The organism is Blautia sp. CAG:237, assembly GCF_000436615.1.
GTDB classification, from domain to species: Bacteria; Bacillota; Clostridia; order Lachnospirales; family Lachnospiraceae; genus Blautia_A; species Blautia_A intestinihominis.
In genome coordinates this window covers 1-9677 of sequence record NZ_FR886663.1, presented here as the reverse complement: position 1 = coordinate 9677, position 9677 = coordinate 1, and the positions used below count along the sequence as shown (strand labels likewise).

The window sequence follows — 9677 nt, the reverse complement described above, 5'->3', positions numbered from 1 at the left end:
GTAGCACCCATGTTTCGATTATAACAGTTAAAAACTGCAGGCACAATATAAAGTTAGTAGAGTAGCATCTGTTAGTCGTGGAAGAGAATTTTTTCGACCAGGGTGTCCGGTGCCAAAACGGTGCCAAGAAATCAGGCGAATAAAAATACATGGTGTAAATCAGCCGTTTTTCACTGTATTTTGGAGAGAAAACCATAAAAACCCGTAGAACTTCGGTTCTACGGGTTTTTATGTTATACTGGAATATAATGGTATTTCCTGTTGTACAAAAGCAAAGGTCTGATGTATAATGTTACCATGGAAGCCAAAGCAGGTGGAGAAAATAAAATGGACAAAGTAATATCAACAATTCAGTGGAGCAGAGATGATATAGAGTATTTATTAAAAGACAATGGATATGAAGGAAATGCTCAACAAATCGAGCAGTTCATAGAAAATTTCGATATTGAATATTTTGAGGAAAAATGTATTGAATGCGGATGGGAAATCCTGCAGAATGAGGTCGAAAGAATTTTTGAGAGGAGAGACTTTTCATGAAACGAATCTCACTGGAAACCCTTATTCACAGCAGGCAAAATCTTTCTTATCAGGAGCAATACGAATACGTCTGTAAGTTATTACAGGAAGAAAAGATAAAACCAGTAAAAGCTTCCAGAACAAATGGCAAGAAGCCGGCACTTTATCGGGAATACTGGATTCTGGAAGAGCAAAAAGATTACAGTGTTTATATAGAAGAACTGAAATATACTCTTTCAACAAAGATATCAATAGATTACTACCTGGCACATCCGGATATTTATGAAAAAGAACGTCCATGGGTGGTCCTGTTGGATGAATATCTTAAAAATGATTCGGATCGAATAAAAATCCCGGAATCTCTGAATGAGAGAAGTTTTGAAATATGGAACAGAGAAAAGTTTCTTGACAGAGAACAGGGAAAGAAAATCCTGAAACATTGTGGGATAAATGTAGAATCCCTAAATATATACCGAACGACAGAGCCATTGCCATATTATACACATACAAGAAATGTTCCTCAGAATCTTCTGATTCTGGAGAATAAGGATCCTTTTTTCAGTATGAGAAATCACTTATTAAGTGGACATACTGAAATTTTTAATATAGAAACAGGAACATTAATTTATGGTGCGGGGAAAGGAATTATTCGTTCCTTTCAGGATTTTGACTTGTGTGCAGAGCCATATATGAAGCATCCGGGAAACACGATATTATATTTCGGGGATCTGGATTATGAAGGGATTGGAATTTATGAAAACCTTGCCGAAAAGTTTAAAGATCAATGGAAAATAATCCCGTTTATACCTGCATATAAGGCAATGCTCAGGAAAGCTGAATCCGTAAAAATATTACCAAAGACAAAAGAAAGCCAGAACAGAAATATCAGTTCAGAATTTTTTGCGTATTTCGATGAACAGACTGTTTGCAAGATGAAAAAAATCCTGGAAGAAGACAGATATATTCCGCAGGAAATATTAAATACCACAGATTTCTGATATCATGGCCAGAAGGAGGATGACAGTGCAGTACGAATTTCTGAAAAATTTTCCCAAGCGAATGAAAAATGTGGGTTTGTATGCGGTACTTATCCAGAACAGCATGCAGAAAACATCGTGGAAACAGTTCGGATTCGCTAAGTTTGATGAGCAGATGAATCTTATTTTTGCCGTAATGCTTTATATTATGGAACAGTCTTTGAAAGAAGAAAATTGTACGATGGATGACATCGGTGCGTATATTGATACCATCAACAGCAGATATCTGCATAAAGAAATTTCCTATGAGGACAGCAGGAAACTTGGAGATTTTATTGTTAATGTGATCCTGTCCAACGAAGGTCGTGCCATGTACTTTGATGGATACGATTTTGACCAGAATGATTATCATATCATGCACATCAGTTATGTTGCCAATCGAATCGTATATCTTGATCAGGAGGTTCGTCGAACCTCTTATTATCTGACGGATGACGGATACAATCTCATCCTTTCTACCCTTGAAATAGAAAATAATATGAAACTTACCATCCATGAAATGATCTTTCAGATGCATCTGGAGAAACAGAGCTATGACAAGGCTGTGGATGAGATAAAAAATGTATTTAATCTGATGCGCATTCAGTTACAGAAAATTCAGGAAGCAATGGGCAAGATCCGCAGAAATGCACTGAATTATTCTGTCAGAGATTATGAAGAGATTTTGCTGGAAAATCTGGATACGATCAGTGATACAAAAGAAAAATTTCAGAAATACCGGGAACTTGTGCGAAGTCGTGTTAAGAAACTGGAAGAAGAAAACATTAACGTGCGTCGCCTCGGAGAAAAGGAAGAAGAAAATCTGGAGAACCTTCGCATTATTGAGAGTTATCTGAATCGTACCATTGATGAACATCAGAAAATCCTCAGCAGTCATTTTGATCTCAAGGCACTTTATACCAGAGAACTGGAACTTTTGTCTCAGGTATCACTGATTCGGCGGTTTTCTTTTCGTAATGAGTTTTATGACAAAGTGCTGGAAAATCCGGCAGCCCTTGAAAATCTGGATTATTTTCTCAGACCTCTGTTTAACCAGGAACCTGAAAAAGTTTACAATCTGAATAAAGCGCTGCTATATCAGAAACCTTCCGTCAGAAATGAGGAAGAAGATATAGAAGAAATTCTGGATTTTGATGAAGAGGCATATCGAAAAGAGCAGGAACAGAAGCATAAAGAAAAGATGAAACAGTACGAAAAAAGCCTGGGAATTCTTCTGGAACAGGCTGTTTCGGAGGGCGAAATTTCACTTCTGAATCTGCAGAATAAAATCCATAAAGATGAAATTACTTCCAAAGAAATTCAGAAACAGCTCATTCCCAGTGTAGAGATTTTTAAAGAAATCATGGTTGAGCTGATACGAAACAAAGAGATCGATATAGAAAAAATCAAAAGGGAACGAAGCGAATTCATTCAGGAACAGACAGAAGATTTTCAGTTAAGTGAAATGCTCTTACAGCTTTCAGAAAGCAGATTTGCAGACCAGAAAATACGCAAGATTGAAGTGTACAGGATTGAAGATGGAAACACTGTTACTTTTGATAACGTACAGACGGAAGTGGGAGAAACGAAGAGCATCCGCTGTTCAAATATCCTGATCAGGATTGTAAGAAACGAGGAATAACAGATATGGCATACGAAGCAGAAGAAATACGCACCAGTCAGGAAATATTTTATTATCTTCTGGAGCATCATGAACTCAGAGAAGAAGATGAGCTTCTTTTGTACAAGGCATATGCAGAAGAAGAAGCAGTACGAAATCTGGTAAAGTCTCAGGGAGAGATAGCAGGCAGTAATATAGAACGGTATGGAAATGTGGTCTATCTTATTCCAAAAGAAGAGAATAATTTCCTTGGTTTTTCCAAGCAGCAGTTAAAGACTGCATTATGTAAATCAGCAGCAACAGATAAGGACTATTATCTGTCCCAGTTTGCAATTCTTACATTACTTGTGGAGTTTTTTGACGGGCAGGGAAGCAGCAGTAAATCCAGAGAATATATGCGCGTGGGAGAGTTTATGAACTGCATTTCGCTTCGCCTGAAAGAAGGCGCAGATGAAGAAGAAACGAAGGAAGATACAGCAGGAATTTCCTTTCAGGTGCTTTATCAGACTTATGAAGCACTGAAATCCGATGACAGAGGTTCCAGAGCCAAAACGACCAAAGAAGGATTTGTCTACAATATTCTCATGTTCCTTCAGAAACAAGGGCTGATTGAATATGTAGTGCAGGACGAAATGATAAAGACGACCAGAAAACTGGATAATTTTATGGACTGGAATCTTTTGAATCAGAATAATTATCAGAGAGTTTTGAGAGTACTGGGGGTGGCAAAAGATGAGTAAGATTAATGCAGTACGTCTGATCAATGTAAATTATAACAATAACGCAAATCGTATCAGTGATGAAATTCTTTATTTTAACGGTGAAAGTACATTGATTTCGTTGCAGAACGGAGGAGGAAAGTCTGTACTTGTGCAGATGCTGACAGCCCCTTTTGTACATAGCAGATATCGTAATGCAAAAGACCGTCCGTTTGAAAGTTATTTTACTACAGCGAAGCCATCCTTCATTCTCGTGGAGTGGGCACTGGATCAGGGAGCCGGTTATGTCCTTACAGGTCTGATGGTCAGAAAAGCACAGGATATGCAGGAAGAGAGTAAAGAAAATCTGGATATCATTGGAATTATAAGTGAGTATCAGGAGTCCTGCATCCAGGATATCCGCCATCTTCCTGTAGTGGAAAAAGGAAAAAAAGAGATGATTCTCAAGAATTTCAATTCCTGTCGGCAGCTTTTTGAAGGCTACAAAAAAGACCGGGATATGAAATTTTTTTACTATGATCTGACCAATTATGCACAGTCCCGCCAGTACTTCGAGAAACTACTGGAATATCAGATCAATTATAAAGAATGGGAAACAATTATTAAGAAAATCAATGTAAAAGAATCCGGACTTTCGGATCTTTTTGCTGACTGTAAAGATGAAAAAGGTCTGACAGAAAAATGGTTTCTGGAAGCAATTGAAAGTAAATTAAACAGAGACAAAAACCGTATCAAGGAGTTTCAGTCTATTCTGGAAAAATATGCCGGACAATATAAAGACAACAGCTCCAAAATCAAGCGACGAGACAGTATTCGTCAGTTTAAAGAAGAAACAGAGTCAATTCAGAAGCAGACAGAAGAGTACCGAAGTGCGGAGCAGGAGGAAAATAGACAGCAGAATAAAATTGCCTGGTTTATCCATGATATAAACGGACTTTTGCAGACAACGGAAGAGGAATACAGACAGTCAGAATCCGCTATGGAAAAGCTGGATCAGGATATTTCCAGAGTGGAATATGAGGAGCTTTCCAGTAAATTTTATGCCAGCGAAGACGAAAAAAATCTTCATCTGGGAAACCGGGATATGATCGATATGGAGAGGGAAAATCTCCAGGAACGGGCGGCAGAAACAGAGGAAAAACTTCATGTTCTGGCATGTGCCAGACAGCAGCAGTCCGTGGCAGAAGAAAAGGAAGAACTGGATCTTCTCAGGGAAAAGATCAAAGCAGCCAGACAACAGGGAGCTGATCTGGAACCGGAACGAAAGGCACTTGGTTTTGCCCTCAGAAATCTTTTTGAAAAATATCTTTTTGAAAATAAAGAACAGCAGAATATTCAGTCTGAATATATTCAAAAAACCGGAACACAGGCAGAAGAAGAAAGTCGCAGAGTTGAAGATCTGGAAGAAAAAATACGTGACTGCTATGGCAAAAAAGGAAAACTGGAGAGCCAGATTGAGGTGTACAGCCGCCAGGAAGAGCAGTTTAATACCCGTTATAAGGAAGAACTTGTACGGAATATTGTGGGAGCTTATGAAGCCGGAACGCTGGAAATCCGACATCAGATCTATGAGCAGGAGTTGACCAGAATCGTAAGAGAACGTACAGAAAGTCAGAAGAAACTGGAATCCGGAAAAGAGATGATTCGAAGCCAGGAGCGCAGCCTGGAAGATAAAAAAGAAGCCCTGGTTCATAAAAAAGCAGAGATCCAGAGACAGACAGAAGTATATCAGCTTTATGAGAAAGAACTGGAAACAAGGAGAAATATTCTTAAGTATCTGGACATGGAAGCAGGATATCTTCTGGATCGTGACAGAATTCTTAATGTATCAGAGCGAAAGCTGAAAGAGCTGGAGGAACTGCGAAGAAGCCTGGAAAAAGAAGAGGATATTCTGGAGAAAGAGTATCAGAATCTTACCAGTGGAAAGGTTCTGGAACTGCCGGAAGATTTGAAAAAAGAACTGGATAATCTGGGTATTCATATCGTTTATGGTATGGAATGGCTCCAAAAAAACGGCTATTCGCAGAAGAAAAACCAGGAACTTGTGCGAAGAAATCCATTCCTTCCATATGCACTGATCCTGTCCGGGCAGGAGATGGAAAAGCTGGCAAAGAGCGGCAGAAATATCTGTACGTCTTTTCCGGTGCCGATTGTAGAAAGGGAAAAAATCGAAGAAATCCAGGAGAAATATACAGATAAACTTGTACATTTTCCGGGAATCAGCTTCTATATTCTGTTTAATGAAAATCTTCTGGATGAAGAAAAACTTCAGGAAATGATATGGGAGAAAAAACAGGAACTGGAAAAAACTGCACAGGCAGTAAAAGTCCGCAAAGCAGAATATGCAGAGTATTTTCAGAGACAGGAAGTGCTCAAGAATCAGTCTGTAACAAAGGAAAAATGGCAGGAAATCCAGGAGATTCTGGATAAGCTGAAAGAAGAAAAACAAAATCTTGAGAAAGATATTCTGGAAACGGCACAGAACCTTGACAGACTAAAAAAAGAACACGAAGAATTGCAGGATTTCATTGTAAAAACAGGTCTGGAAATTCAGAACCAGAAACAGCGTATCGCGGATTTTGGACAGCTTGAAAAGGATTATGCGATATACGAAAGCAACAGAGCAGCTCTGGAAAAATGTAAAAAAGAAGAACAGCGTTTTCAGGAAAAGCAAAAGCTGGCGAAGGAGCGGCAGGCAAAACTTCTGGAAGAACAGAAAACGGCACAAAATACGTTAAATATTTTGGAACGGGAAGCCGAAAAACTCAATGAGAAATACACCAGATATGCTACATACGAAAAGGCCGGGCAGTATACTCTGCCGGAAGAAATATCTGTAGAACAAATGGAGGCACGTTATGTGGCTATCACTTCTGTCCTTTCTCAGGAACTGAAAGACCTGGAAGAGCGGGAAACCAAAGCTTCCGGCCGTTTCCAGAGAGAACAGAATGAACTTGAGCATCTTCAGAAAAAATATCGGTTGAAACCAGTGCAGTGGGCGGATGTAATCTATGACAGAAAAGAGGAATCACATCAGGAAGTGATTCTAGAAGACTTTCAAAGAAAAATCCAGACAAAAGATATGCAGTGGAATGACGCAGACAAAAAGGCAGCAGTTGCTCAGAGCAAGAGTAATGATCTGCAGAAAAGAATCCACTCTGTATGTGGAGAAGAAAAACCACTGTCCAGGAACGAGATCCAGGGACAGGACTTTGAAGCACGAAGGAACCAGCTTCTTTACCAGAAGAAAGAAGAGAAAAGACATGCTGATTTTCTGGCCAAAAAAGTTCGAAGTTATGAAGAAAACCTGACAGCACTTTCTGAATATAACGAATTGATTCCAGTAGAAATGGAGGAACGAGAACCGGTTTCGGATACTCTGACTTCAGAAGAACTGCGAAATCTCAAGGGAATTCTTATTCGTGATTATAACCAGAAAATCAGAGAAACCCGGCAGAAGAAAGAACAGATTGTGCAGCTTTTGAACAGAGTTATTCGAATGGAAAGTTTTCAGGATGACTTTTACCGGAAACCACTGGAACAGATGCTGGAGCTTGTCGATGATGCACAGCGTGTTCTGATGCAGCTGAAAACAACTGTACAGTCATTTGACAGCCTTATGCAAAAACTGGAAGTGGATATTTCTGTTGTGGAAAGAGAAAAAGAGAGAATTGTAGAGCTCATGGAAGATTATATTCAGGAGATCCACAATAACCTGGGCAAGATCGACCACAATTCTACAATCACTATCAGAGACAGAAATATTAAAATGTTGAAGATCCAGCTTCCGGATTGGGAGGAAAATGTGGGACTGTATCACCTTCGACTGGAAGACTTTATCGACAAGATTACGAAGGAAGGCGTGGAACTTTTTGAAAAGAATGAGAATGCACAGGAATTTTTTGGTTCCAGTGTTACTACCAGGAATCTGTACGATCAGGTAGTAGGAATCGGAAATGTGCAGATCCATCTCTATAAAATTGAAGCACAGAGAGAATATCCGATCACATGGAAAGAAGTTTCCAGAAACTCAGGCGGCGAGGGATTTTTGTCCGCATTCGTTATCCTTTCCAGTCTTCTGTATTATATGAGACGGGATGATACTGATATTTTTGCAGACAAAAACGAAGGAAAAGTTCTGATCATGGATAACCCGTTTGCACAGACAAATGCTTCACATCTTTTGATTCCGCTGATGGATATGGCAAAAAAGACCAACACGCAGCTTATCTGCCTGACCGGTCTGGGCGGTGACTCTATTTACAACCGTTTTGATAATATTTATGTGCTGAATCTGATTACTGCAAGTCTCCGAAAAGGCTTACAGTACCTGAAAGCCGAACACAAGAGAGGCAAAGAACCTGATGAACTGATTACAGCACGGATAGAGGTTGGCGAGCAGATAGAGATGCTGTTTTGAAATATGTTTAATAACTCAAAAAGAAACTCAAATTATTTGAGTTTCTTTTTGAGTTGCTTGGAATATTTTTGAGTTTCTTGAATAACTGCACGTCGCATTCTCGTTACTTTTAGTGATGAGTCAGACGCGCAAATTTTTTATAAAAATATACAGAACAAACGTTTACTATGGCGATGACATATGGTATAATGTTTACATGCAAAAAGATATATTTAATATAAATAAAAACAGTCTTTCATATGGTAGGGGATATGTATACTCCCTGCAGTATCATCTGGTATGGTGTACAAAATATCGAAAAAAGGTTTTAAAAGATGGTATTGATACAGAATGTAAGGAAATGCTGCAGGATCTTGCAGAAGAATATAAATTTCAAATTCTGGCGATGGAGGTCATGCCGGATCATATCCACCTGCTCGTAGACTGTAAGCCTCAGTTTTATATCTCTGATATGATCAAGATTATGAAGGGGAACCTTGCACGGCAGATGTTCCTTCTCCATCCGGAATTAAAGAAAGAATTGTGGGGAGGACATCTGTGGAATCCATCTTATTGTGCAGTGACAGTCAGTGACAGGAGCAGAGATCAGGTCCTTACTTATATCGAAGGGCAGAAGAAAAAAGACAAAACAGATATCTGAGCAAAAAATCTTTTATGTGAAAAGAGGGAAAGATGCAGATAACATCCAGCTATGGCGTAGAATTACGAAAACAGAATATCCCAATCCGTCAGACGCTGGATGTCTACAGGTCTGCTGTTAGTTATCTGGTAGAAATTTATGCGCAGGTATGGGAAGAGCTGGAAGGAATTCTGGAAGCGAAGAAACGTTTCAATGAAGCAGAACATCTGATACATACAACGAAAAAGAATCAGGCCCGTTTTGATTTTGATCTTCGTTTCCCAAAGATGCCTTCTTATTTGAGAAGGGCAGCCATTCAGCATGCGCTGGGAGGCGTATCTTCTTACAAAACTCGAATGGGATTATGGAAAAAAACAGGCTGGATAGAAGGAAAGCCACGACTTATATGTGGGAATCATGCCATGCCGGTCTTTTACCGTGATGTGATGTACCGGGAGGATGAAGGAGGGAAGGATGCTGCTTATCTGAAACTATATGATGGGCATGACTGGAAGTGGTTCCATGTACAGTTAAGCCATACTGACATGGAGTATCTGAGAAAGAACTGGTCCGGGAAGAAAGCATCTGCCCCGACATTGGAGAGAAGACACAAGAAATACTTTCTGCGTTTTTCTTATACAGAAGATGTGATACTCACGAAAACACCAGTCAAAGAATAACTCATCTGCAGTGTAGATCTGGGAATCAATACCGATGCAGTCTGTACTATTATGCGGTCGGATGGAACTGTCCTGGGAAGAAAGTT

Annotated in this window: 7 protein-coding genes; all 7 read left to right on the top strand. The window is 39.4% G+C overall.

The features are described from left to right. The first annotated feature begins 327 nt into the window (after positions 1-327). On the top strand, positions 328-537 hold the full coding sequence (locus QZL69_RS01035) for a hypothetical protein (protein WP_291517722.1): 210 nt from the start codon (positions 328-330) through the stop codon (positions 535-537). Positions 538-827: 290 nt separating this feature from the next. After that, positions 828-1514 carry a Wadjet anti-phage system protein JetD domain-containing protein gene (locus QZL69_RS01030; RefSeq protein ID WP_330361723.1) on the top strand — a complete coding sequence of 229 codons (687 nt, stop codon included), beginning with the start codon at positions 828-830 and terminating at the stop codon, positions 1512-1514. A 25-nt stretch (positions 1515-1539) separates the two neighbouring features. After that, entirely contained in the window at positions 1540-3174 is a 1635-nt protein-coding gene (locus QZL69_RS01025) for a hypothetical protein (protein WP_022213372.1), read from the top strand. A 5-nt stretch (positions 3175-3179) separates the two neighbouring features. Then, positions 3180-3893 (top strand): DUF6063 family protein, encoded by a 714-nt coding sequence (locus QZL69_RS01020; RefSeq protein WP_022213371.1) that lies wholly within the window; start codon positions 3180-3182, stop codon positions 3891-3893. Next, a complete protein-coding gene (locus QZL69_RS01015; RefSeq protein WP_022213370.1) occupies positions 3886-8292 on the top strand; it encodes a hypothetical protein in 4407 nt (1468 codons plus the stop codon). Before QZL69_RS01020 ends, QZL69_RS01015 begins: the two co-directional genes overlap by 8 nt. A 196-nt stretch (positions 8293-8488) precedes the next feature. Then, positions 8489-8932, top strand: a complete 444-nt coding sequence (gene tnpA / locus QZL69_RS01010) for an IS200/IS605 family transposase (RefSeq protein ID WP_118253908.1) — start codon at positions 8489-8491, stop codon at positions 8930-8932. A gap of 32 nt (positions 8933-8964) precedes the next feature. Beyond that, a complete protein-coding gene (locus QZL69_RS01005) occupies positions 8965-9591 on the top strand; it encodes a hypothetical protein (protein ID WP_022213368.1) in 627 nt (208 codons plus the stop codon). Positions 9592-9677: the final 86 nt, after the last annotated feature.